Source organism: Limnofasciculus baicalensis BBK-W-15, assembly GCF_024178385.1.
In the GTDB taxonomy this organism is placed as follows: domain Bacteria; phylum Cyanobacteriota; class Cyanobacteriia; order Cyanobacteriales; family Coleofasciculaceae; genus Limnofasciculus; species Limnofasciculus baicalensis.
Genome location: NZ_JAMZMM010000007.1, coordinates 19493 through 44259 on the forward strand (window position 1 = coordinate 19493; position 24767 = coordinate 44259).

Annotated in this window: 20 protein-coding genes and 1 pseudogene; 14 read left to right on the top strand and 7 right to left on the bottom strand. The window is 41.6% G+C overall.

Translation table 11 applies throughout. The annotated features are described in order from the left end of the window. Positions 1-127: 127 nt before the first annotated feature. Positions 128-421, bottom strand: a complete 294-nt coding sequence (gene cas2, locus NJ959_RS01440) for a CRISPR-associated endonuclease Cas2 (RefSeq protein ID WP_254009958.1) — start codon at positions 419-421, stop codon at positions 128-130. Between the two features lie 300 nt (positions 422-721). Then, positions 722-2062, bottom strand: coding sequence for a type I-MYXAN CRISPR-associated endonuclease Cas4/Cas1 (locus NJ959_RS01445; protein ID WP_254009959.1), 1341 nt, complete (start codon positions 2060-2062; stop codon positions 722-724). A gap of 275 nt (positions 2063-2337) precedes the next feature. Between NJ959_RS01445 and cas6 the strand changes: the two genes are divergently transcribed. The 8 genes from cas6 to NJ959_RS01485 all read left to right on the top strand — a co-directional run bounded on the left by cas6 (position 2338) and on the right by NJ959_RS01485 (position 10306). Beyond that, positions 2338-2985: a type I-MYXAN CRISPR-associated protein Cas6/Cmx6 gene (gene cas6 / locus NJ959_RS01450; protein WP_254009960.1), complete on the top strand. Its 648-nt coding sequence runs from the start codon at positions 2338-2340 to the stop codon at positions 2983-2985. Positions 2986-3420: 435 nt separating this feature from the next. Then, entirely contained in the window at positions 3421-3957 is a 537-nt protein-coding gene (locus tag NJ959_RS01455; protein WP_254009961.1) for a hypothetical protein, read from the top strand. Further along, on the top strand, positions 3920-5665 hold the full coding sequence (cas8a1, locus tag NJ959_RS01460; protein WP_254009962.1) for a type I-MYXAN CRISPR-associated Cas8a1/Cmx1: 1746 nt from the start codon (positions 3920-3922) through the stop codon (positions 5663-5665). The genes NJ959_RS01455 and cas8a1 overlap by 38 nt, the downstream gene beginning before the upstream one ends. Positions 5666-5879: 214 nt before the next feature. Next, the gene (cas7i, locus tag NJ959_RS01465; RefSeq protein ID WP_254009963.1) at positions 5880-6803 is read left to right on the top strand and encodes a type I-B CRISPR-associated protein Cas7/Cst2/DevR; all 924 of its coding nucleotides are present in this window, start codon (positions 5880-5882) and stop codon (positions 6801-6803) included. A 65-nt stretch (positions 6804-6868) separates the two neighbouring features. Beyond that, positions 6869-7462 carry a type I-MYXAN CRISPR-associated protein Cas5/Cmx5/DevS gene (cas5, locus tag NJ959_RS01470; protein WP_254009964.1) on the top strand — a complete coding sequence of 198 codons (594 nt, stop codon included), beginning with the start codon at positions 6869-6871 and terminating at the stop codon, positions 7460-7462. Between the two features lie 180 nt (positions 7463-7642). Beyond that, positions 7643-8140, top strand: a complete 498-nt coding sequence (gene sixA, locus NJ959_RS01475; protein WP_254009977.1) for a phosphohistidine phosphatase SixA — start codon at positions 7643-7645, stop codon at positions 8138-8140. A gap of 273 nt (positions 8141-8413) precedes the next feature. Next, positions 8414-9553, top strand: a complete 1140-nt coding sequence (locus NJ959_RS01480; RefSeq protein ID WP_254009965.1) for a citrate synthase — start codon at positions 8414-8416, stop codon at positions 9551-9553. Positions 9554-9646: 93 nt separating this feature from the next. Next, positions 9647-10306, top strand: coding sequence for a Uma2 family endonuclease (locus tag NJ959_RS01485; protein WP_254009966.1), 660 nt, complete (start codon positions 9647-9649; stop codon positions 10304-10306). Positions 10307-10576: 270 nt separating this feature from the next. On the opposite strand, the gene NJ959_RS01490 is transcribed toward NJ959_RS01485, so the two are convergent. Continuing rightward, positions 10577-12097: a hypothetical protein gene (locus tag NJ959_RS01490; protein ID WP_254009967.1), complete on the bottom strand. Its 1521-nt coding sequence runs from the start codon at positions 12095-12097 to the stop codon at positions 10577-10579. Between the two features lie 287 nt (positions 12098-12384). Here NJ959_RS01490 and NJ959_RS01495 point away from each other — a divergent pair, with 287 nt between their 5' ends. Further along, positions 12385-13968, top strand: a complete 1584-nt coding sequence (locus NJ959_RS01495) for a helicase C-terminal domain-containing protein (RefSeq protein WP_254009968.1) — start codon at positions 12385-12387, stop codon at positions 13966-13968. Between the two features lie 67 nt (positions 13969-14035). Here the strand turns inward: NJ959_RS01495 and NJ959_RS01500 are convergent, their stop codons facing one another. The 4 genes and pseudogenes from NJ959_RS01500 to rplY all read right to left on the bottom strand — a co-directional run. Beyond that, positions 14036-14827, bottom strand: a complete 792-nt coding sequence (locus tag NJ959_RS01500) for a YdcF family protein (protein ID WP_254009969.1) — start codon at positions 14825-14827, stop codon at positions 14036-14038. A gap of 214 nt (positions 14828-15041) precedes the next feature. Further along, positions 15042-15404 carry a hypothetical protein gene (locus tag NJ959_RS01505; protein ID WP_254009970.1) on the bottom strand — a complete coding sequence of 121 codons (363 nt, stop codon included), beginning with the start codon at positions 15402-15404 and terminating at the stop codon, positions 15042-15044. Between the two features lie 143 nt (positions 15405-15547). After that, a complete protein-coding gene (locus NJ959_RS01510; RefSeq protein ID WP_254009971.1) occupies positions 15548-17086 on the bottom strand; it encodes a bifunctional aminoglycoside phosphotransferase/ATP-binding protein in 1539 nt (512 codons plus the stop codon). 494 nt (positions 17087-17580) lie between these two features. After that, positions 17581-17877 (bottom strand): annotated as a pseudogene (gene rplY / locus NJ959_RS01515) (50S ribosomal protein L25); the annotation flags it as partial. A 532-nt stretch (positions 17878-18409) separates the two neighbouring features. Here rplY and NJ959_RS01520 point away from each other — a divergent pair. From NJ959_RS01520 to NJ959_RS01540, 5 genes are all read left to right on the top strand, one after another. Next, positions 18410-19117, top strand: a complete 708-nt coding sequence (locus NJ959_RS01520) for a response regulator (RefSeq protein ID WP_254009972.1) — start codon at positions 18410-18412, stop codon at positions 19115-19117. A 231-nt stretch (positions 19118-19348) separates the two neighbouring features. After that, positions 19349-20470 carry a sensor histidine kinase gene (locus NJ959_RS01525; protein WP_254009973.1) on the top strand — a complete coding sequence of 374 codons (1122 nt, stop codon included), beginning with the start codon at positions 19349-19351 and terminating at the stop codon, positions 20468-20470. 61 nt (positions 20471-20531) lie between these two features. After that, a complete protein-coding gene (locus tag NJ959_RS01530) occupies positions 20532-20756 on the top strand; it encodes a hypothetical protein (protein WP_254009974.1) in 225 nt (74 codons plus the stop codon). A 100-nt stretch (positions 20757-20856) separates the two neighbouring features. Further along, positions 20857-21231, top strand: a complete 375-nt coding sequence (locus NJ959_RS01535; protein WP_254009975.1) for a response regulator — start codon at positions 20857-20859, stop codon at positions 21229-21231. A gap of 299 nt (positions 21232-21530) precedes the next feature. Beyond that, the gene (locus NJ959_RS01540) at positions 21531-24656 is read left to right on the top strand and encodes a response regulator (protein WP_254009976.1); all 3126 of its coding nucleotides are present in this window, start codon (positions 21531-21533) and stop codon (positions 24654-24656) included. The last annotated feature ends 111 nt before the right edge of the window (positions 24657-24767 follow it).

Sequence of the window (24767 nt, forward strand, 5' to 3'; positions counted from 1 at the left end):
AAATTCGCCCTCTTTCGTTTGTAGTAGGTGCTTCAGCGCCCCAATAGGTAGTAATAACTTCATCCACACTAACCGGATAGCATCGAAGGATATAGCACATCGCGCGACAATCAGAAATCGTTGCCTTTTAGACAATTCGATACCGCGCCTCTTCAATATGCCAAGCATCGGGACGATTATAGGATGAGATAGAGCTAACGCAATCCTGAGAAAGACGAATTAGCAGCAAACTATCCTCAGCTTCTAATATTTTCTCCAATTGCCAGCGTAATTTTTCTCGTTCTCGCTGACTTAACCAACAGCGAAAAATGGAATATTGAATTCTTTTCCCGTATCCTTGGATAAGATTATAAGCCTTGCGCCAGCGTTTAGGGCAACGAATATCGTAGGTAATTAAATACCAGTTTTTGGCTTCACTCATGTTGGTAATTTATCCTTTTTTGGCATATTATCCAATACTTGTGTAATTTAATTGGATATTTTTTTGACTGAATTACGGTTTAATTTTGTTAGCTATTAGATTTTCTGTTAGTGGCAAAACCCGTCAGAGAATAAATTCTCACCTCTCATAGCTTAAGTCCGTTAAAACTGACAACTTACAGCAGTTGCGATAACCCGGCAGTGGTTCAAACCACTGTCTAATAGCTTAAGTCAGTTGAAACTGACTGAATTATACAAAGTTTTAGTCCATTTTAATGGACTTGAGCTATGAGACGGAGAATTAATTCTCCGGCTGGAAAATTTCCATTAAATCTAGGGCTAAAGGAGATGCTTGAGAGCGAGGTTGGTGGTAGAATCCTAAAGCAGGTTCTAATCCTACCGTTAATATGGCATTCATGATGTCTTTCAGGAGCAAAGCATAGCCAAAACCTAACAAAGAATTAAACCGATCTTTGGGTGGGCGACGATTGCGATGATCGAAGTGTAATTCTGGGGCAACATCTGGAGAAACGAGACAAGATAGGGCACTAAAATAGATAGCAGCTAGTTTACCTTCAAATCCCAATAATGAGTCTATAGATTGGGCTTTGGGAACTTGTTTCAGGATGGCTTTCATTTGGGATATGGCATCTTTTAATTTGGCAGATACTACCTTCATCCCCCGCTGTCCTCGCATCAAAAACTTCCGCTGTCCTTGTCCGCGACAGGTAACTAATTGTCGGGCTAATTTGAGACAATTATGGGGATTATTTAAGCCTCCGTACTGGCGAATCCGGCGCTGAATGCTACCTTGTCTGGTATCGAAACTACCGATATATCGCCCACCTCCGGAAATAAAATGAACTCCGATTCCTTGGCTGGCACAAAAGTGTAATGCTTGGGTGGAAATTTGGGAGAAACTGTGGAGAACTACCTGTCCAATTTCGTGAATGGGGATAGTTTCAACAGGTTGATTGCGGCGGGTAATTTTCAGTTGTTCTCCGGTTTTTCCTACAGATGTACCTGGTTCTAAAATATGAATGATTTGCCTTTCATCGTCTTTGGGAAATAGGCGTATGGGTTGGAATTCCCGATTATGGGCGAGTCTTGCTTCTTCTGGTAAACAGACAGGAGCAAGAGAACAACTGGCACATAAACGTTCGTTATTTGTTACGGGAGGACGATAGGGTGAGGAACGGATAAAACGGGCTTTGGCAATTGCTTCGAGTACCGCATTACGCCCTTCCTCGTTGAAAGGGACGTGAATTAGTACGTTATCAGCATGATAGCGAATTCTTCCTTCATAAATGGTTATTTTGAGGGCAGATTCGATTAAATAACAATAGGCTAAAATTTGCAGCTTATCGCTTTCCCATGCTTGGGGTTGTTTCTGTTCATCTCGATAGCAACGCCCTCGTTTATGTTCGTAAGGAATGGTTTTGCCGTCGCGGGTACGGAGTGCATCCATTCGTCCCCGCAATCCTAATTCCGCACTTTCTAAATATAAATCTTCCCAAGCTTCATCTTCTTGTTTTTCGATTTCGACGTGGAGTCTTCTGCCAGCGAATACAGCGGCATTTTGGGTGTAGAGTTCTTCTACTTCTTCGAGGTAGAATAGGCATTGAATCAGTTCTGCGATCAACGCCTAACAGCGTCAAAGATTATTTCATGGCAGTTTCCAAGACCCCTACAGTATAACCACTCCCCGACAATTTTGCAAGCACCTCCGCCCATTTATCAACAACTAGAACTTATTGATAAAAAGAACCGCGATCGCGCCCACACTTAAACGCTAAAATCCTTATCCCGTAAATATTTTAGCAAAATGCGAGGATCTCAAACCGATTCTCCAGGCACTAGCCTTTGACACCTTTTGGTGAAAATTTTCAATTGACACTTTTTTGGATATATTTTAATATGTTAGAAACTACAATATGCGAAGAAAAGGTTCAAAGCCTCCAACCACTGTTGGAAGTGGCATTTCCCGTGATGCCGGGATCTAAGATTTCTTCCCTCCACGGTTATTCCCTCTATGGCGCAATCAAGAAAAAATTGCCCTGGATTGGTGATTGTCGATTAACTTCAATCTGCTCAATTACGGGAGTGCGAGACGGGAAAAAGTTAATCGAAACCCAAGAGTTTTCGCGACTTTTCATCCGTACCCCACTCAGCAAAGCCAGCTTATTTTATGGTTTAGCGGGGCAAACCCTAAGCATAGGAGAAGGACAAATTTCACTAGGAATACCAACTATTGCACCTCTGATTGCCAAATCAGTTTTGAGTGCCAGAATAGTCATCATTCACCTAAAAGAGGAGGGCGATGGCATTCTCCCGGACAAATTTCTAGCGGTTGCTACTCGCCAATTAAGAGAATTGGGTATTAATGGGCGGATATCTCTATTGCTAAGAGAGGGAGCGCTAGACAGAAAAGTCTTGCTAGTTAAGGGAGGTAAAATACCAGGTTATGGGGTGCAAGTTAGCGGCTTATCTGAAACGGATTCGATTAAATTAAAAGAGATGGGAATCGGAGGGAAGAGAAAATTTGGGGCAGGTTTTTTTCAATGATTGACAATCTTTTACATCGGGTTAAATTGAGATATTGGGTTAATCGTGACAATCCGACAATTCGAGAATCCGACAACCCGATAAACCGACAACCCGACAGTGGTTAAAACCACTGTCTAATAGCTCAAGTCGGTTGAAACCGACTGGATAATAATCTGCTGCGCAGTTAAATTGTATATTCTAAAAAAGAGTAAATTGGCTCAAATCCTTCCCCACTCCCTACTCCCTACTCCCTACTCCCTACTCCCTGTCTTCATTATTCAATTTAGCTGCTTATCAGCTTATTGTCAGTCCATTTTAATGGACTTAAGCTATTAGCCGTAGAATTAATTCTACGGCGGGTAATTAGGCTTACGATTATCACCACTAACCATTGTCACCATCAGGTGTTGAATCCAAACAACCAATAGGATTAACTGGGCATTAATTCAACGATTGGGGAGGTTAAATCGTTGGGTTAATCGAACAGCAGGAGGTAAATATCAACTGCAAACTGGGAGAATATGTCAAGCTTTAATTTATCCTTGGGATAACAAACACCCCTATAAACAGGAAGAGTTGGAAACAGGTACAACTTTTGTAAATGCTTTAACAGGGAAGAGAGTCAACCAAATTCAGTTAGCCCAACAAATCAGCAAAATATCTATAGCAGCACCACTACCCGAAACCTCTGAGTGGTTGAAAACTTGGCAAGCTACTTCAGGGGAATTAGTACCCCTTGGTTATACTATCCAAGTAATCTTAGCAGATGACATAGCTAAAATTTTCCAACCCTTGGTAAAGCCATCCTTGGAGGCACAAAAGTGGGCTGTTTCTGTAAGAATTACTAATAAAACCAAGAATTGGGAACGTAACAAAGCATTAAAATTCTATCGAATTGCGCCAACGAAAGAGGTATATTATCACCCAGAAATTGGTGAATACGAACCAAATAATGAATTACTCAAAAATCGATATGGGCACAAAACATAAACTCGCCAAACTACCAAGCAAAAGGACAATTAACCTATCCCTTTGGTCATCTTTTAATACCCCCTTACACCGTGCAGGTTTAGCCGGAATTTCCATGGCACTCAAACACCTACAACCCGACAAAGGTAAAGTAATTGATTGGGAATTAAATACCAATAAAATTACCTTAAACTGGACTTGTACCGATAGAGAAGCCCTAACCTGGTTATTAGATAACACCTATCAGCTTACTCCTGAAGGCATCATTAAAATTCCCGCATTAGGAGGAATTAGTTCAGATACGGCAATTGTGATGCACAACGGTATCCTCAATACCTTTTTGCAGCATCCCAAATCCGTTGCCTCTAGTGGCATCCAAAACCGCGTCATTCAGTTAGATGAATCCCAACAAATCGAAGTCAAATACAAAGCCATTACAGGATACAATCACCAAAACCTCAAATCTTACAATCACCAACAAATAAATGACTTACCATCTCAAACCAAGAAAAAAACCGACAGTCGGAAAAAACTCTATAACTCCCAGGGTTACTTTGAGCCATTTATTCGCATAGTAAGCTGGCTTTACCCCGGTGCAACCGATAAACACGTTGCATTAGGCGGTGCAACAGAATTGCAAGAATCACCTGGGGGCTTTATCAGCTTACTCTTTGCACCAATAGCCTGTAGCTATTATCAAGTGCGATCGCGTCTCAAAGCAAGTAAATCCCGCTGGGCGCTGATTATTCCCCATGTAGAAGACTTAGAAACTTTTGCCAACATTCGTTTGACAGAAGGGTTTCAAGTAGTAAGTTATGATAATTATTTTGCCTCTGGTGTCTCCGATGCTTCCCTCCGCTATCTGATGCTAATTGCTGGAGATAAAACAGCTACTTATCAAAAGGTTCAAACTTGCGATGTTTGGAGCTTTGGTGCTGTAGATTGGTCCCAACAACAAACTATTACTCAGCGTCATGTGGTGGATTTATCTCCCCAACTCAGGGAAGAGTACGAGCTTTGTCAACTTCACTTAGAAAACGGGAAAAAAGTCGGAAAAAATGGCACATTTATTGATGTCAGTTTTGGGCGAGAAATTGCCGCAGAAAACTTGGTGCAAGGGAAACCATGGTATCGGGGAATCCATGAAATCCTGAAATTTAACTCCGAAGTATTTACCCTCCTCACTTATGAAAGGAAAAGTCTCCGCAATATGAAAGAATCAACGATAGAAAAAAACCTCACTGAAGAAATGGCAACCCTGTTTAGCGATGCCTTTACTTGGCAATTGCGACAGCGATTTAGCGAATTAAAGCGCAATACATCATCAGGCAAACCTAACTACGATAAAGTTAGAACCGATATACTGATGTCAATTCGCGATTGCCGCACATCACAAGCTTTTACTAAGTTACAAACCTTAGTTTTCAGTCGTCCCACCTCAGCTAAAAATCCCTTTCTACAAGGAATTGAATTAGCTAAATTTTACCTGTGGATGACGCAGCACTGGCAAGATTGCTTAAGTTTGATGACACTGGCAATTGTGGGTTACCAAGATCCTTGGAAAACCCCAAGAATAGCTAAAATATTAGAGTCTAAGGGGTTGAAAAAACCGCAATACTTGATTGATGATACTGATGAAGAAGCTGTCGATTCTATCTCTCAGATACCAGAATCAGATGAGGATGACAATCCTTATCAATCTACCGATGACAATCCTAGCAGCGATTGATAAAAATGGCAAAATCACCATTAGTTTCTAGACTCCATTAAAATGGACTCTCATTATGATTCAGTCAGTTTTAACTGACTTGAGCTATTAGGCAGTGGTTTGAAGCACTGTCGGGTTATCGCTACTCCTGCCAGTTATCAATTCTAACCGAATCAAGCTATCACAGCCAAAGATTTTTCCCCTGACATAACTATTGAAAAAGGAGAATTCACCCATGACATTTCATCTATTTGGCAATATCATTACCCCCCGTGGTGTCGCAGCTAACAATCGCGGTGAAACCGAGGGAAATCGCACCACTCTACCTAAAGTTTTTTGGGGAGATAAACTCCATGTTTCCGTATCGGCAGAAGCCATTCGCTGGGCAATTCGCTACTACTGGCAAATGATGGAAATTCCCGTTAATCGCCAGTGGATTGAAGAAACCCAAGATATCAAACTTATGCTAGAAAATGACAAAAATAAGTTCGATTCAACCCAATTTATTGATGACGACATCATGGGTTATATGGATGCCAAACCGGGCAAAAATGAAGTACCAGTGAAACGACGGGGCGCTTTAGAAGTGACTCGCGCTGTTTCCCTCCAAAGTGCCGAAAGAATTGAAATCACCTTCAATTCTAAAAGTGGTAGTAAAGGCAAAAAAGGCGGACAAGATGCCAACGCAGAAAAAGCAAAAATTTCCATCTATTCTACCGAAACAATTACCACTCGATTTCAGTATGGTTTTGCCATTACACCCCAACGGCTAGTTAAACCACCAAGAGTATTAGATGTAGTGAATGCGATTACCAAATTACCTAATGTTGGCGGTAATCATGCCCGTTTCTTATTTGACTTTTCCCCAGAATCAGTTATTTTTCGTTGGACACATCATCCCGTACCGCAATTTCTCTATTGCTTTGAACAGCCAGATGCGGATACCCTAACTGCACCGCGACTGCAACAGTTAATTACCTGTGAGGAAATACCTCCTCAAGAAATTTGGATTTTGGGAGGTTATGCTTTTACAGAAGAAGCAGAAAAATTAGCAGAAAAGGGAGTAAAAATATACCCCAGTATTCGGAAAGGGGTAAAAGATTTAACTGCTCAGATTGCCCAAGATTTAGGGTTTAACATTGAAAGAGCAGTGGGGTAGAGTTTGGGGTGCGCAGCCTCGCACCCAATCTAAAATATATCCTTACTATCTCAAAAAAAAGACAGATGCTTTTACTAAAAATCACAGCACCCTTTGCCACATTCACAAATTCCCGTTCTAGAGAGTATGCTGCCTCCTATTTATATCCACCACCTGCCACTATTTATGGTACGCTATTGGCATTAGTGGGAGAAACTGACCGAACCAAACATCTAGGAGTGAAAATTGCGATCGCAGTTGCCTCTCTCCCCAAGCCTACCACAGTACTGAGAACCTTTAAACGCCGCAAGAAAAATGAGATTAACCATCGATCTAACTCTAAACCAGATTATCAGGAGGTTTTATGTGGATTAAACTTGGTAGTATCTGTCGATTCAACTCAAGATGCCCATAATCTAGAAAACCGCATAGCCCAAGCACTAAGACACCCAGAAACCATTGACAGATTTGGAGGATTAAGTTTAGGGGAAAGTCGAGATTTAATTGACGATTTGCAAATTTTAGATCGATTACCACCATCCATAGAATGGTTAGTTAAAGACGATCGTGGTAAAATTACACTACCTATTTGGGTTGATTATGATGGTTCCGAAAAAACTCGGTGGCAAATGTTTAGTTTGGGTACTTTTAGTGAGAAAGTATTTTGTCAAATTACTTGATCTTCAGCTAGTTATTTCTGATGTTTAATATCCTCTTCCATTTAGTCATTTTAGAGTGAGAAAGCGGCTTGGGTGAGAAACTTCTACCGCGCTGCACTAGCTATATCTCCAAAATCCGCCGCCGCCCCACTGTAGATAACCCTGTAAATACTATAATCTAGAGAAAAATAACAACTAATGATGCAACTCTACCTAATTCGCCACGGCATAGCCACTGAAGCAGAAGCAGATACCAACGATACAGAAAGAACCCTAACTGAAAAAGGGCGACAGAAAACTCGCCAAGTAGCCAAGCAACTGCGGGACAAAGAACTCCATTTTGACCTAATTTTAACCAGTCCCCTAATACGGGCGCGAGAAACTGCTACTATTCTCAAAGAGATTGGACTAAGTTCCCAAATAGAAGAATTTACCAGTCTATCTCCTGACGGTGATATCCATACCTGGATAAACTGGCTAGAAGAATGGCGGAAAAATACTACAATTAAAGGATACTTAGCCCTAGTCGGTCATCAACCAGATTTAGGTAATTGGGCGGAAACCTTAGTATGGGGTGAGACAAAAGGAAAATTAGTTCTCAAGAAAGCAGGAATTATTGGATTAACCCTTCCAGAAACCGGAAACCCTGTTGGTGAAAGCCAATTATTTTTGCTCACTTCCCCGAAATGGTTCCTTTAAACTGATAACTTGCACTAGTCGCAATAACCAATTTAACCCCTCCCCCTTCTCCTCTCCTCTAAGAGGAGAGGAGCAAGATTTCATTCTCCCCCTTCCCTTTGTAGCTTGCTTCCCCGGAGGGGTGGGAAGGGGGCTGGGGGGTTAGGTTTTTCTACTTAATGTCACAATCTATGACTTTAAACAAATATTTAAGAAATTTGGTAAAATATACTACTAATACAGCAGTTTCTGCTGAGTTAGTTTGAGAACATTTCCCATTCATTGAGTAGCAGCATGACCACTGTTTGCGAGTACAAGCCAGGTTTAGAAGGCATTCCTGTCGCCCAATCCAGTATTAGCTATGTTGACGGACAAAAGGGGATACTGGAGTATCGCGGCATTCGTATCGAAGAACTCGCAGCTAAAAGTACCTTCCTCGAAACCGCCTACCTCCTAATCTGGGGTGAATTACCCACCAAGGAAGAACTGAACAAGTTTGAAAATGATATTCGCTACCATCGGCGGATTAAGTACCGGATTCGAGACATGATGAAATGCTTCCCAGAAACTGGTCACCCGATGGATGCACTTCAAGCATCTGCTGCGGCTTTGGGTCTTTTTTATTCTAAACGCGCTTTAGATAATCCCGATTATATTCGGGAAGCTGTAGTCCGCCTCTTAGCAAAAATCCCCACCATGGTGGCCGCTTTTAAGCTAATGCGAAAAGGTAACGATCCTGTCCAGCCTAACGATGAATTGGACTATGCGGCTAACTTTTTGTATATGCTCAATGAGCGGAAACCAGATCCTCTAGCTGCTAAGGTCTTTGATATATGTTTGACGCTCCACGCCGAGCATACCATGAATGCTTCCACATTCTCAGCCATGGTAACAGCCTCAACCTTAACCGATCCCTATGCAGTGGTAGCATCCGCTGTGGGAACTCTTGCTGGACCATTACATGGAGGAGCCAATGAAGAAGTTATTGATATGTTAGAAGAAATTGGTTCAGTAGAAAAGGTTCGCCCCTATTTGGATGATTGCTTACAATACAAAAAGAAAATTATGGGGTTTGGTCATCGCGTCTACAAAGTAAAAGATCCGAGAGCCACGATTTTACAAAACTTAGCCGAACAAATGTTTGATAAATTCGGACACGACAAATACTATGATATTGCCTTGGAGATGGAACGAATAGTCGAAGAAAAACTCGCTCATAAAGGAATTTATGCCAACGTCGATTTTTATTCTGGTTTAGTTTATCGGAAACTAGGAATTCCCAGCGATTTATTTACGCCAATATTTGCGATCGCGCGGGTGGCAGGTTGGCTGGCTCACTGGAAAGAACAACTAGGAGAAAATCGGATCTTCCGTCCCACTCAAATCTACACTGGTTTTCACGACGAACCCTATATTCCCATTGCCGAAAGGTAAGTATCTAGCCGCAGGGTGCGTTATTTAATAACGCACCCTACAAATAATCCCTTAGAGCCAAAAATAAAAATATAGGCAAGAAAAGGTATTTCTATGGTAAGCGTAATTCCCAAACCACCTCAAATAATTTTATCTGGTGAGAAGCGAGTAACATTACGCGGGCTAACCTGGCAAAATTATCAGCAAATTATCACAAATCTCCCCCAGACAAGAGCAGCGCGATTAACCTACGATTGCGGTACATTGGAGATTTCTATGCCACTTGAAGAGCATGAAAGTTCTCGAAGCTTGATTGAGCGATTTATGATCATCCTGATTGTGGAATTAGGAATGAAGGTAAAAACTATGGGATCGACAACCCTCGATCGCGAAGATCTAGATCGTGGCTCGGAACCAGATAACGCCTATTATATTCAAAATCAACTTAAAGTAGCAGGGCGCAAAGTAAATCTCAAACAAGATCCCCCACCAGACTTGATTGTTGAAGTAGATATTACTCACACCGATATTGATAAAAATCGCCTCTATGCCAGTATGGGCGTACCAGAATTTTGGCGCTACAATGGGGAGGAATTATCCATATATAAGTTAGGAGATGAGGGCTATTATATAGAGAGCGATCGCAGCCCCACATTTCCCATAGTGGAAAAATCAGATTTATATCGATTTTTGACAGAAGCGACACAAGATGAAGTAGAAGCTGAATTAAATTTTCGGCAATGGGTACGGGAAAAGTTAGAGGAAATGCCCTAGGTTAGAAAATATTGAATTGGATCGCAATAGCATGTCAAAATCATTAAAGGTCAGTAGCCCTCCTTTGGATTATTATACCACGATCGCTGAAACGACGCAATCTCGTTAGTTATTGATAATTAATCTCAATAAATTTAACGAAGTTAAGGCACTTTCAGCCATTGCCAATTTATTAAGTTATGTAAATGACATTTCTTTTGGGGGAGAGGGGTTGAGGGTGAGGGGAAAACTCCCTATTCTGGATCGGACATAATAACCGAAAATTTTCGCTTATTGAGCCAGATTTGCAGCACGATTAGCATATTCAAGATTACCCTGATACTCAATTGCCTTCTTTTGAGCAAGAGCATAATTAGGACTAGACTCTGGTACAGTTTTCATCAGTGCGATCGCACTTTCCCACTCACTTGCTACCTGATTCCACTCTCCTTTAGATTTCGCTGATTGCGTTAGTTGTGCTCCATTCATCGCTTTTTTCACCCCCTCACTAAACGAGTCAGCTTGAGGTGAAGCCATCGGTGATGTAGAAGTTGCAGGTGGTATTGTAACAGATGGAACTTGAGATGATACAGCAACGGATCTAGTTTTCGGTAATTCTGACCACTTGGAAAATAGATAAATCCCTACAGCAACCAAGGGAATTAAAATAATTACAAGAATTTTCTTTGCGATCGTTTTATGATTTATTGATTTATATCGATTATGTTGTATTTTATTTGTAGCGATCTTACTACCTTTAGTCATCTGGGTCATACCCATTTGAGAGCGCAAACTATCAAACTCTATATCTAGCGATGAATCAGCTTTTGCTCCTGTGGCGATTGCCTGGTTACCCTCAAAATAAGAAGTAATCAAACGTCGCCTGACTAATTGCTCTAAATGGTAAAGATAAGCCACACTAACAAACCAAATCAAACTAAACAAACCCTCTATTTCCCAATCATTCCCGTAATTAGAAAAATATTCTATTCTTTCATAATTAAAATCGAAAAAAGACATAAAAATAGCCATGGTTAGCATTGTTATCAGTGTTGCCAGAACGATTGCCAGCCAGCCATATAAACCTTCCCACCAACTGAGCAATCCTGGGGGGAATATTTTATCTATACCAATCTCTGAACCTTTCCAAAATGGCAAAAATCTACCCATAAACAGATTAAAACTCTGGTGAAGAACAGCAATAATTAAGATCGGAGATAATAATGCTGTTATTCCGAATAAAATGAATATTTCTGGACTGTCAGCAAGTATCGCCAAAGCATAGGTTAGCCGCCCAGTAATTCTGATACTACCTATAATAAAGGCTAAAACAAAACATAAAATAAAGGCTTTCAGCCAGGAAGTGGGATAAGGAAACCAGTCATACCATCTGAAAGCGATTTCCGGTCTTGTTTTTGGATTAATTGACGCATTTGATTCTACAGGATACGTTGATTTTTGCAGTTGTTCAACTTTATCTTTATGCGTTACACGGAAGTTACTCCTATTTGACGAACTTCTAGTCAAATCTAAAGATTCACGCCAAGCAGGAGATTGTTGCCCGATTTGCTTACCGTAGACTTCTACAGATTTAATCGATTCAACATTTAACTGCTTCATCAGTTTACTAACAACTGCAACTGATGATTCTTGCTCTGGCACTTGGGCAGATTTCAGCAATACCAAGAGGCCATTGCCCCTGATAGCCACTTTTGCCGTAATATTGCGATCTTTGAGGAGGTAGTTTAGCACAGCAGCGATCGCCTGATCGTCGCCCTGCCTCGCCTTTTCCAGTAAAGTTGGTTGGTTCACGATTTCTAGAAGTAGACAGCCAGAAACCTAAGTCTTTTCAGATTAGCGTTAGCTATTGTAACTGATAACTTGCACGCCTTTCAATAAGTCGAAAAACCTAACCCCCCAGCCCCCTTAAGAGCAAGGTAAGGTAGGATTATACCACATAATCTAAATTTTCATCAAACAATCACCAGAAAAATTCCCCCTGGCATAATTGAAAAGGAGCGATCGCTCTTTTAATTTGTTCTAGTTTTGAGCAAAAGTAGTAAGCTAATTTTCTGGGGACGTTAAAACGTTAGATTCAGGTGATTGAAGTAGAAGTCCATGCCTCTCTACGTGCCTTTTTGCGAGAGCAAGGCCAACTCAGTTGGCCCCATCACTTGACAATGGCACGACTGGTAGCACGAGCGTTACGGTTAGGGCGTTCCGCTTTGATACAGACTGGTAGCACTCAAGGGCGATATCGCCTGAGTTATCTAGCACCAGCCTTATTATGGTCTGGTCCAGTTATTCTCGTCGCACCCATCTCCACCCAACAATGGTTGCTGCGGATGGAAATCCCCCTGATGCGAGAGTGGATTGGCACGGATAAGCCAATTCAAATTGGCGATAGTTTCCCCAATCCCGAATTTAAGGGATTGTTGATTACCTCACCAACAGCTTGGCTTTGCGATCGCATATTCAAAAAAGGCGGGTTTCCTCCAGGTATTCCCACCCTGATTGATGGGGCTGATGACTTAGAAAATTGGACAAGAAATCAACTTAAATGCTCCATTAATCCTTGGGATTGGGATGAATTGATGCTAGCATCTCCCCAAGAGGCTGATTTGATCCGGGATCTGCGGGTGCGACTAACAAAAGCCGTATTTCAACATCCACCTAATCCATATAATTGCTATCTGATTGAGGAGACGGAGAGAAATGCCTTACAGCAGCTTTTTGAACGGCTAGATCCTAATATTAAAGAGCAATACGGGACTTTATATTCCTACGAGGATAAAATTTATAGGAGTTCAGACTATAGCCAAGAGCAATACCACTATCTACCAAAATCATGGCAAGATTTTTGGCACTACTCGAAAAAGTCAGACTGGCTAATTTGGGCAGGAATTGCGCGATCTCAAGGTCAATTTTCCTTATACTGCGAACCTATAGAAGTAGCAGACTCTCTCTCAAAAATCTGGTCAGATCAACCCGTAGTATTAATTGGTAGGGCGTTAGATTTAGAAACATCAGCATCTGTTTACCGTCAGCGGTTGGGTTTAGGAGAATTGACTTGTTTGAAGTTTTCCCCCGATCGAACTAGCGAACTAATTCAACTCTATTTACCCGATGGCATACCTATGCCAAATACACCACAATTTCAAGAAGCTCTAACTCGACAAGTTCGCAGCCTAATTACTCTAACTACAAATAGCACCAGTCCAGTAGTTATTCTCGTGGGGGATGTCCCCCTAAAAGCGCAACTCGGTGCTGTATTAGCCGCCGAATTCGGTTCGCGAGTGGCAGTAGAAAAAACTGAGTTAGGTGAGAGAGGAATTCTTGTGTGCGGTTGGGAATTCTGGCATTCTCATCAAGAATTAATCCCCCATCCTCGACTATTGATTATCACCACATTACCCATTCCTTCCCTAGAAAATCCCCTAGTGGCGGGTCAAGTCAAGTATTATAAAGATCGGCATTTAGACTGGTTTAGATTATATTTACTACCTACAGCATTGAATGAATTACAAAGAGCGATCGCGCCAGTACGAGCTTCTCAAGGAGTTATTGCACTTTTAGATAACCGCGTGAATCATCGCAGTTACGGTTCTCAAGTGCTATCTGCTCTTAGCCCTTTTGCTCGGATTAATTATATTGATGCTAGTTGGTTTGAATCTGATGGTTGAGAATTGAACTCAGGATTAAATTCACCAGAAGAGGGAAGCAGGAGGAAACCCACTCCCCAATCCCCACTCATACCCAACCCCGCAACCAATAAATAAATGTACCAACATATTCCTTAATAGAACGAGTTGTTTTATCTAATCGCTGAGTATCTGGTACTATACTCAATATAGTAGCTTCCAAACTATTGTTGGATTCGTTAATTTCTTGTTGGGTAACCTGAAAATCAGTAGGTGCAGGAATCGCATCAATTCCTTGACGCTTAAAAATTTTCAATGCTCGCGGCATGTGCATTGCTGATGTTACTAATAAAATGCGGCGAATACCTTCTTTTTTCATAATTTTACCCACATTAACTGCATTTTCATAAGTATTTAAAGAAGTAGGATCTTGCAGGATAGCAGCAGGAGGAACCCCCATCATTTCCAAAATAGTCGCCATATCTGCTGATTCCGATGGTCCCCCACCACGCCACTCAATTCTACCTCCAGAAGCAATAATTACAGGTGCTTTGCCCTCACGATATAATTCTGCACCATACAGAATGCGATCGCCACCTTCATTCAAATCGGGCGCAGGGCGTGGCGGAAATGCGGATCTGGTTGCTCCTCCTAACACTACAATTCCATCAGCTTGCGGTAATGATGCTTTTGGAATCTCCTGCCATTCTAAAGACTGAACTATACTATTTGCCACCCAACTGTTACTAGAGATTAACAGGATAATTAATGCTAAAGCCACTGGTAATGACACCCATTGCGGACGTTTCCACGACATAATTAATGCCACAACCAGCAGGAGACAAGCTAATCCTAATGGATATATAAATAACGGGAGAAGTTTGGAAAAAAATAAAAACATGAAGAATGGGGAGTGGGGTAAAGTCAAAAAGTCAAACTAGATCATAATTAACAGGATTACTCCCTTTGCGGTAGAAGATTATCTAGATCTTCCTTAGTGTCTTAGTGGTTTTTAAATAGTTATTCCCAAGAGTGCGAAGGGAGTAAGAGGATTAAATTCTGAATTTAGCACTCAAAACTATTCTTCCCCCTTCATCTTTCACCTGCACAGCCAATTATCGTTTCGATAAACCACCAAATAGTGTTAGGCTACGCTGAGGAGATCTCTTTTTAGCTTTTTGAGCATCTCGCCGCTGTTTGGCTAAAGTTAAGCCACTAACTCTGACTGGAATTTCTTCTGACTCTTCTGACTCTTCTGATTCCTCTGACTGAATGGTAACAGGTTCATCCTTCCTTTTCCACCAAGAAAACACCCACCCACCAAAGAATCCCCCAATCGCGCCCATTAAAATACTAAATGGCACGGGATATCCTAAAAAGAAAAGGGAGAGTAGAAATAATAACCAGAGTCTTAATGCAAGGGGAAACCCATCTGAGAAACCCGGTAAGACTTGATCGATAGTTTTCTTTTGACTCATATTTTTGTTTGTTCTTTGTTGTTAACAAAGGGCTTAAGTTCTTTGTTTTTTTTAGTATAACAGGCGTTTCACCTGTTATACTTATGATTCTTTTTACGAACAATTAGGTCTACAACCAACAACTAATAACCAACAACCAATAACTAACAACCAACAACTAATTCTGATTCCCAATCTTGAGTTGTGTCTAATATTGTAACCAGAGATTGCTCCTCCTCCGTAAAGGGTTCAGCGGCTGCTTCCTGACTTGCTAAGAGATCTGCGGTAGCATCAGATACATCACCAGTGCGGGATAGAAGGCGATCGCGCAATACGTCCATCGGTGCGGTGCAATAGAGGATGGACAGGGGAATCTGATGCGTCTGAGCTTGTGCGATCGCAGATTCGCGTAATCCCTGTTTGTCATATTTGGCATCTAAGATCGCTGTAAATCCCTGATTAGCCAGTAAAATACCCAATTCTAATAACCTATTATAAGTCTTTTGGGTCATTTCAGCGGTATAAAGTGTATCTTCTCCTTTCTCTTCTAGGGGCATTCCGGCTAAGTGTTTCCGCACTGCGTCTGAACGGAGGTGAATTGCACCCAATTTTCGGGCTAATTTTCGGGCTACGGTACTTTTTCCTGCACCAGATAAGCCTGACATTAAAATTATCCTTCCTCGCTCTATTTTCGTGTAATTCCATGCCAACCGATAATAATTAGCGGCGGTTGTACTTGCTTCTTGTTTCGCCTCTGCTGATACTGCTGAATCGTCTAATAAAAATGATGTTACCTTAGCCCTTACATAAGCTTGCCGACTTAGGTATAATGGCAATACCTGCAATCCTGACCAATCGCCAGTTTGTTCTAGATAAGTATTCAAAAAAGCATTGCCCAAATCCTTCCTTCCCCGCGCCTCTAAATCCATTACAGTAAAGGCGACATCGTACATGACATCCACAAACCGAAATGGTTCGTTAAATTCAATACAGTCAAATAGCTGAATTTTGTTATGCCACAGACAAATATTTCTCAGGTGTAAATCCCCGTGACATTCCCGAATGAAGTTATTGTCCCGACGCTGGGCTAGTAATTCTGCTTGTTCGGCAAAAAAGCGATCGCTAAATGCCTTAGTCTCCTCATACTGCTCTTGAGTTTGCGAACCACCAATATATTTGAGGGTGTGCTGATAATTATCTTTAATAAATTCGCGGATTTTGGCTACTTCGCCAAAGCTTCTAATGTAATCGCTAGTTTTGCATTTACTATGGAAATGGGCAACAGTTTTACCCAATTCCTCCATCTGTACCTCTGTTAGCATTCCCTCTTCAAACATAGTACTTAAGAGGCTAGACTGAGGAAATTGGCACATTTTTACGGCATATTCTACAGCTTCACTAGTGCCACCGAGAATAAAGCGATTGCCCTCTTGAGTAATGGCTAAAACATCCAGATAAATTTCCGGGGCATTCGGCTGATTTAAGCGAATTTCTTCATGGCAAAAATGCTCCCTCTGTGCTATAGTAGAAAAATCTAAGAAACCAAAGTTAACTGGCTTCTTAATTTTATAGGCAAAATCTCCTGTCAGGAGTACATAAGAAATATGGGTTTGCAGCATCTGAATCGGTTCCGTGACTGGGTGGGGATAAAACCCAGGTTCCATCATTTGCTCGATTAAGGGGGGAAGGGTTGTCTGGCTCATAAAAACATCTCCGTCGTTGGAAACTCTGTGTCTACCCTGCGGGAAGCAAGCTATAGACCAGAGAGGAAAACGCGGCAGCGGTTTTAACCGCCTACCCCTTGCGGGGCGGAGGAGTATGGTTGCTCCTCCGTGGAGATATGGTTGTCTCCAATCTCTTTCGAGTAAAGTTAGCTTTGACCTGTTATCTGAGCTTGTTAGGCTGAAAACACTGTAAAGCGTGACCTTCCAATAGCACCATCTTGCGCCAATCGCACTCAATTGTAGCGGTTCTCAGTTGAGTGAGGTACAAAGAAAGTACAGAGAAACCCGGTTTCTTCAAGAAACCGGGTTTGTGGGAGTTTTTCGGGTATATTTTTAGATTTTGTTGGGGTGAAGCATTCTGGCGATAACTTTTGCAATAAATCCCAAGTTTTGAGAGCCGAATGCTTCACCCTGCCTTTACACTACCAATACAACCAAACTCGATCTAACTTTGTGCGATAAACCGTATATTAACTCGCTACCGCAAAAAAGCTAAGATGGTACACATTAGTCCTCTTCCATGGATGAGTCTGTACTTCTCGCAGTAGGACTTTACCACTCCAAGACAACTCCGGAATCTCTAACTGAACTACGGTATCATTAACCTTAGTGCTTTTCAGCAAAGTTTCTACCGTTTTAGCCTTCAACGTGAGAGTCTCCGATTCTGCACCCTTGTGACCGTAGAGAGTAGCTGGGATTAAACCCGAACGACGTAAGGCTCTTGGTTTACTGCCTTCCGCTCTTTTCTGACATTCAACTGTAACTTCCATCTGCGTACCTTTCCAAGCTTTTAAGTATTAGGAACTGCTTAATTTTAGGCGTTCACCACAACCCATCGTATCTTAAAAGAAGAGGTGGGAGGTAAGAGGTGAGGGGTTAGAGGTTAGATGTTAGAGGTGCGATACGGAAGGTAAGCTTCTCATGGCGCGATTTTCTTGCCGTAACCCCTTGACAGGTTGATTTTTTTTTGTTAAATTAGGATAATGGAAATCTGTGCGCGTAAAAAAAACAGAAAATAAGCTCCCGTAATCCAGGCTGACAACCAAAGCAGCCCTTTCAGATTTTTGACACTTAATTAATCAACATAGCAGTTAGAGCTGAAGGTTGTTAGGGTTGATAGCAGGTTGGAATGGAAGTCCCCCTAAAGGCGGGGTAACTTCCGCTTAAGCCCCTTGTCTTAACACCCAAGGCGACTGCGATATAATATTTGTGGATTATTGGTTGTTGTGAGTTGGAAGTTAGTTTTTAGTTATTGGTGACTACAAACAACAAACAACCAATAACAAACAACCAATAACACCGATGAATATTCTCATAGTTGAAGACGAATCCGAAATCGTAAAACTCATCCAACTTACCTTAGAAAGAGAAGGATTTACCTGTCACTCCTGTCGGGATGGATTTGCCGCATTACAAGCTTTCCAGCAACAACAACCTGATGTCATTATCCTGGATTTAATGTTACCAGGATTAGATGGATTAGAAGTCTGTGCCAGAATTCGCCAAAAACCTGGAGTCAAAGATCCTTATATTTTAATGTTGACTGCTAAAGGGGAAGAAATTGACCGAGTAATTGGTTTATCTACGGGTGCAGATGATTATATGGTTAAACCATTTAGCCCAACAGAATTAGTTGCGAGAGTTAGGGCACTTTTGCGCCGGAGTTTGCGTCACGGGGGGCAGAGTTTAGTCTATCGTACCAAAAATTTTATATTAGATCCAGATCGACATGTAGCTAGTCGTTTGTTGTCGTCTGATGAATCAGAATCTCTAGATTTGACTACCTTGGAATTTAATTTATTGTCAACATTTATTAGTCAACCAGGTAGAGTTTGGAATCGAACTCAACTGATTGATAAACTTTGGGGGAATGATTTTTTTGGTGATGAAAGGGTGGTGGATACTCATATAGCGCGGTTGCGTAAGAAAATTGAAGATGATCCTGCTAATCCCATCTTTGTAAAAACGGTAATTGGTGTTGGTTATAAATTTGAAGATAGGGAAGGATGAAGGTTGAAACTAGATGGGCAAGATTCCTATTCTGTCTTTACTGTAGGGGTGTTCGATTAGCCTTCTCGTTCCCCGAAGGGGTTGCCGAAGGCTAGAGTAGCATTCGGGCGATAACATTTGACATAAACCCGTAATACTGATATCCGAATGCTTCGCCCTTCCAGGTTTTTAAAACACGCCTTATCTAAAAGCTATTCCCCACTCCCCATTCCCCACTCCCCACAAAATCTAATGCGTAAACCGAAATCTTTACCTTTAGCTTCGCGTCTTTTTCTCTCCCACTTATTAGTAATGATAGTAGGAGTAGGATCTTTTGCTTTCATCACTAAGTTATCTTCACCGCGCCTTTTTGTTTTGCATTTGCAACAATTAGAAGGGCAAGGTGTCACCTTACGTTTTGCGCGGACTTATTTGATTCAAGGCTTTGAAACTGCTTGGAATCGTAGTAGTATTTGGGCGGTAATTGTGGGGGCGACGGCGGCAGGGGGACTTAGTTATTGGGTTTCGAGACGGATTGTCCAACCGTTGACGCAAATTGAGGAGGTTACTGGGAAGTTTGCAGCGGGAAATTTGCAGGAACGAATTCCACCGAGTGAGATTCCGGAAATTAATCAATTGGCGACTAGTTTCAACCGGATGGCTGTTAGTTTGGAGGATGTAGAATACCGTCGGCGAGAATTAGTTAGCGATTTGACTCATGAGTTGCGTACTCCGCTAACTGTTTTGCGGGGTTATTTGGAAGAGTTGGCAGATGGGCGGATTCAAGCGTCTTCAGAAATTTATCTGAGTTTGACGAAAGAAACTAAGCGTTTGCAGCGTTTAATTGGGGATTTGCAAGAACTTTCTAAGGCGGAAGCTGGCTATCTACCAATTAAGATTGGGCATGTTAATTTGCGCCCTTTGTTGATGGCTCTGGTGCAAAGTTTTGCGGATCAGTTATTGGATGATGGTCCGGTTTTGGGGTTGGATTGTCCGGAAGAATTGCCTTTGGTTTTGGCTGATATCGATCGGGTTGAACAGGTACTGGTTAATCTTTTGGGTAATGCAATAACTTATACTAAGTCTGGTGCAATTACGGTTCGAGTTTGGACGGAATATATAGGGATGAAAGCAGGTGTATCTCGGTTATGGATTGCTGTGAAAGATACGGGAATTGGGATTGCACCGTCAGATTTGGCTCATGTATTTGAGCGGTTTTGGCGGGCGGAAAAGTCTCGCAATCAACATACTGGGGGGACGGGGATTGGTTTGGCAATTTCTAAGCGGTTAGTGGAGTTACAAGGTGGGATAATTGAGGTAGAAAGTGAGGTAGGTGTAGGGAGTAATTTTCGGTTTTATTTGCCTTTAGCTTAGGGAAGTAAGAATTTTTTCCCTACTCCCCCAATAACTTTTGTCCAATTACTCAGTAAAATATATGTCTGAGCCAAAAATTTCACAAGATGGATTTAGCTATACCTTTCGCTCTTACTTCGAGATGTCTAATGATACGGATGAAATTATCTCGGAGTTTGGCTATAATTTTATAAGGGCGCATCTTCAGCTTCCAAAAAGTTCCAGTCAAATTGAGCGCTTCCCAGAGTTGCAGCAGTTAGTAGGGTGGGCAATCCTTACAGCTTTTCGCCTTATATTGGGGACGTAGCCCACCCCACATCCCACTCTTTTGACTTTTGACTTTTAACTTTTGCTATATTAGCATTAACCATTAGCGATTAGTCATTTAAAATACCAGAGGAAAAAACATGAAAATAATGGTAGTAGACGATGAGCCAGATGTTCAGATTTTATTTAAACAAAGGTTTAGAAAAGAGATCAAATCCGGTAAAATACACATTGACTTTGCTCTCTCAGCTAAAGAAGCTCTGAAATACCTAAATAGTCAAGAATCCCATAATTTTGTGCTAATTCTCTCTGATATTAATATGCCAGGGATGAGCGGGCTGCAACTATTGAAAATTATCAAACTAACGTTTCCTGATTTGAAAGTCTTTATCATTACCGCCTATGGAGATGATAAAAGTCACCAATTAGCCCTAGAATACGGAGCCGATGACTACCTGCACAAACCCGTGGAGTTTGATAAGCTTAAGGAAAAAATATTGCAAGAATATAGTTGATGAGTCAGGAGTGCAGAATTTCCCTGGGGAACTTATGATATAACTACCCTATAAACAGGGCTGGGAAGCCCCTACCCTATCCCTCTAACAAGCTCAGATAACAGGTCAAAGCTAACTTTACTCGAAAGAGATTGGAGACAACCATATCTCCACGGAGGAGCAACCATACTCCTCCGCCCCGCAAGGGGTAGGCGGTTAAAACCGCTGCCGCGTTTTCCTCTCTGGTCTATAGCTTGCTTCCCGCAGGGTAGACACAGAGTTTCCAACGACGGAGGTGTTTTTATGAGCGAGAATAAGCTATGCCAGCGACAATCCTGGTTGTGGATGATGAGCCAGACTTAGAAACCCTAATCCGCCAAAAATTTAGAAAAAGAATTCGGCAAAAGGAAATTCAGTTGATTTTTGCCAGGAATGGCGTTGAAGCCCTGGCGATTCTACATGCCCAAAGGGATATCGATATGGTATTAACGGATATCAATATGCCCCAAATGGATGGGCTAACCTTACTCACTAAAGTCTCCGAACAATATCCTACCATTAAAACAGTAATTGTCTCCGGATATAGCGACTTGCCAAATATAAGATCCGCAATGAATCGTGGCGCATTTGACTTCCTGACAAAACCCATCGACTTACAAGATTTAGAAATTACTGTCAACAAAACTATCGCTCAAGTACAGCAAATCAAATCCGCTCTAAAAAAAGAACAATTAGCCCAGCAAGCCAAAGCAGAATCATTGCAAAAGCTTCAAGAAGAAATCGCTATCCGTCAGGAAGCCCAAGAAGCATTGCGAGAAAGCGAAAGACGAGTAACCAAATTCCTAGAAACATTGCCAGTCGGTATCTTTGTCATTGATGGTACAGGAAAACCCTACTACACCAATCAAGCCGCCCAACAGTTATTAGGAAAAGAAATAGTCCCTAACGCCACCGTCGAACAATTACCAGAAATTTATCAAACCTATATTGTAGGAACAGAAGAATTATACCCTAGCGCTCGCCAACCCATCCTGCGAGCATTAAACGGAGAAAGCATCACCATAGATGATATCGAAATCCATCGCAATGACAAAATAATTCCCCTCGAAATATGGGGTACACCAATCTTCAATGAAAAGGGTGAAATTGTCTATGCAATGGCAGCTTTTCAAGATATCACCCACCGGAAACAAGCCGAACGCGATCGCATCCGTTTTACCGAACAATTAGAAGTCAAAAATACTGCATTACAACGCCTAGATCAACTCAAGGACGAATTTTTAGCCAACACATCCCACGAATTGCGCACTCCCCTTAACGGTATTATTGGTATTGCCGAATCCCTCATTGATGGTGCAGCCGGAACCCTCTCAGATCCCCAAATTACCAACCTCTCTATGGTAGTTTCTAGTGGCAAACGTCTGGCTAATCTTGTCAACGATATCCTAGATTTTGCTAAACTAAAAAACCAAGATATCGAACTGCAATCTAAATCAGTAGACTTCCGCCAAATAACCCAAATTGTCCTGACTCTTTGTCAACCATTAGTGATAGGTAAATCCCTAGAGTTAAAAAATCTAATTCCATCAGATTTGCCTCCTGTACATGGTGATGAGAATCGCCTTCAACAAATTATGTATAACTTGGTGGGGAATGCTATTAAATTTACTGAATCTGGATTAGTTACCGTATCGGCAAACCTAACCCCCCCAACCCCCCTTCCCTGGCAGGGAAGGGGGGAGAAAAATCAGGGGGAGGAAAATCACTCCCCTCTCCGCACTGGGCTTCGCCCCGCTACGCTAACGTGCCGCTTCGCTAACGCAGGAGAGGGGCTGGGGGAGAGGTTTTCCATCGAAATCACCGTCACCGATACAGGAATAGGTATCCCCCCCGACAAATTTGACGATATCTTCAAATCTTTTGAACAAGTTGACGCATCTATATCTCGATCTTATGGCGGTACCGGATTAGGATTAAGTATTACTAAACAACTGATAGAATTACACGGCGGCACAATTCGCGTCGAGTCGGAAGTTGGTGTCGGCTCCCGCTTTATTTTTACCTTGCCAATTGCTACTAAACCGATTCAGGTATCCTTAGAAATCAGCAATCCAATCGCCAAAGTTCAGCCTCATGATAACTCCCTACTACTTTCACCCGCTCCTACCCCCCAATCCGATAATCAATTAACAATTTTAGTAGTAGACGACGAAGCGATTAATCGACAAGTTGTCACCAACCATCTATCCTTGCACAACTACGCAATCGTCCATGCTACCAATGGGATTGAAGCCTTAGCCATGATTGAGAAAGGTTTCAAACCAGATCTAATTCTACTAGATATCATGATGCCAAAAATGTCTGGGTATCAAGTTTGCCGTCTAATTCGGGAACAGTTTCCCGCCCATCAACTACCTATTATCATGTTAACGGCAAAAAATCAAGTTTCCGATTTGGTAATTGGATTAGAATCTGGGGCAAATGATTACCTACCCAAACCAATTCTCAAAAACGAACTCCTCGCCCGGATTAAAACCCACATTAATCTATCGAAAATTAATATTGCATACAGTCGTTTTGTTCCCCAGGAATTTATTCGTTTTCTGGAAAGGGAGAGTATTATCGATGTCTGTCTAGGGGATCAAGTCCAGAAAAATATGTCAATTTTATTTGCTGATATTCGCAATTTTACTACCTTTTCTGAGGGAATGACTCCCAAAGAAAACTTTGACTTTATTAATGCCTACCTGAAACGAGTAGGACCAATTGTCCGCAAGTATAATGGCTTTATCGATAAATACATTGGCGATGCAATTATGGCACTATTTCCCAGATCAGTAGACGACGGTTTCCAGGCTGCCATTGAAATGCAGAAACAAGTTTCTATTTATAATATCGAACGACAAGAATCTGGCTATCCGCCCCTTGCTATTGGGATTGGCTTACATTCAGGAAGTTTAATGTTGGGTACGATTGGTGAAGAAGAGCGGATGGAAACCACAGTAATTTCTAATGCGGTTAACTTAGCCTCGCGACTGGAAGGATTAACCAAGATATACGGCGCTTCAATTCTCGTGAGTGAACATACTTTATTTAGTCTAGAGGAGGAATATAGTTGTAACTATCGATTTCTCGGTAGAGTACAAGTCAAAGGCAAAAAAGACTTAGTAGGTGTGTTTGAAGTATTCGATGCAGATCCGGATAATCTCAAAGAGTTAAAGAGTAAAACTAAGACAAAATTTGAATCTGCTATCATCCTTTACCATCAGGAAAACTTCGCTAGAGCCTATAAAATATTTGAGCAAATTTTAGAGGTAAATCCTCAAGATCAAGCGACTAAATTATATCTGAGAAACTGTAAGGCTAGGTTGATAAATAATAATTATGAACCCAGCGACTTGAGCCAGTTTCCTTGGATTCAGGATATACCTTTGTTTGGGGAATAGGGAAGAGAGTTTTGAGTTTTAAGTTTTGAGTTTTAAGTTTTGGAGAGCATTGCGGGATCAAGTCCGTTTTAATTGAAAATTGAGAACTCAACACTGAGAAGTATTCTGGGG